The sequence below is a fragment of the Acidithiobacillus ferriphilus genome (genome assembly GCF_018854775.1).
Classification (GTDB): Bacteria; Pseudomonadota; Gammaproteobacteria; order Acidithiobacillales; family Acidithiobacillaceae; genus Acidithiobacillus; species Acidithiobacillus ferriphilus.
Genome location: NZ_JAAZTY010000215.1, coordinates 1 through 974, shown reverse-complemented (window position 1 = coordinate 974; position 974 = coordinate 1). Strand labels below are relative to the sequence as shown.

The following is a 974-nucleotide window of genomic DNA, read 5'->3' as shown; positions in this document are numbered from 1 at the left end:
GGACGCGATGACCAAGGCGGCGGAAGTGCGTCTGGTGGGTCGCCAGTTCGTGGGCGGCGGCTATGTCACCGTGCTGGTGCGCGGTGAAACCGGTGCGGTCAATGCGGCGGTGCGCGCCGGAGCGGATGCGTGTGAGCGCGTCGGCGATGGCCTGGTGGCCGCCCACATCATCGCCCGCGTGCATAGTGAAGTGGAAAATATTCTGCCCAGCAATCCGACGGAATAAGTGGTTTAAACGAATCAACCGAAGCGGTAGTACATGGAGTGATAAAAATGGCAAACGTCAGCGGAGTGGCATTGGGTATGATTGAAACGCGCGGCCTGGTGCCGGCGATCGAGGCGGCGGACGCGATGACCAAGGCGGCGGAAGTGCGTCTGGTGGGTCGCCAGTTCGTGGGCGGCGGCTATGTCACCGTACTGGTGCGCGGTGAGACCGGTGCGGTAAATGCGGCGGTGCGCGCCGGAGCGGATGCGTGTGAGCGCGTCGGCGATGGCTTGGTGGCCGCCCATATCATCGCCCGCGTCCATTCCGAAGTGGAAAACATACTTCCGAAGGCGCCCGATGCCGGTGACAGCGGGTTGGACGGCGTGGTCAGCCAGTCACTCAGCTAGTATCGGCGTGGCCATGGCGAATGATCCGCGAATGACGGGCTACCTAAACAGTGAAATAAATAATGTCACCCGAAATTGATCCATATCTCGTTCAAGATATGTCTTACTACCGCGCCAGTGCCGCCACGCTCAGGGCCGCAGGCATTATAGGGGTTGGATTCCGTTTCGGGGGATAGCGTTATGCCTTTGGTGCATATGAAAGATCTGCTGAGCCATGCCTATGCGCATGGATACGCGGTAGGCGCTTTCGACGTCGTGAGCCTGGAGTTCGTCGAGGGCGTCATGGCCGCTGCCGAGCGGTCTCGCGCCCCCGTAATCCTCTCTCTGGCCGAATCGCATCTGGAACACTACGATTTCGAACT

At 60.5% G+C, this 974-nt stretch carries 3 protein-coding genes; all 3 read left to right on the top strand.

Annotation, left to right across the window (positions count from 1 at the left end):
- The coding region (locus tag HF921_RS12470) for a BMC domain-containing protein (RefSeq protein ID WP_215893923.1) at positions 1 to 226 on the top strand (226 nt) is incomplete at its 5' end.
- Positions 227 to 273: 47 nt separating this feature from the next.
- Positions 274 to 612 (top strand): BMC domain-containing protein, encoded by a 339-nt coding sequence (locus HF921_RS12465; RefSeq protein WP_014030440.1) that lies wholly within the window; start codon positions 274 to 276, stop codon positions 610 to 612.
- 180 nt (positions 613 to 792) lie between these two features.
- Positions 793 to 974: class II fructose-bisphosphate aldolase (locus HF921_RS12460; protein WP_215893306.1), on the top strand; the 182-nt coding region annotated here is incomplete at its 3' end.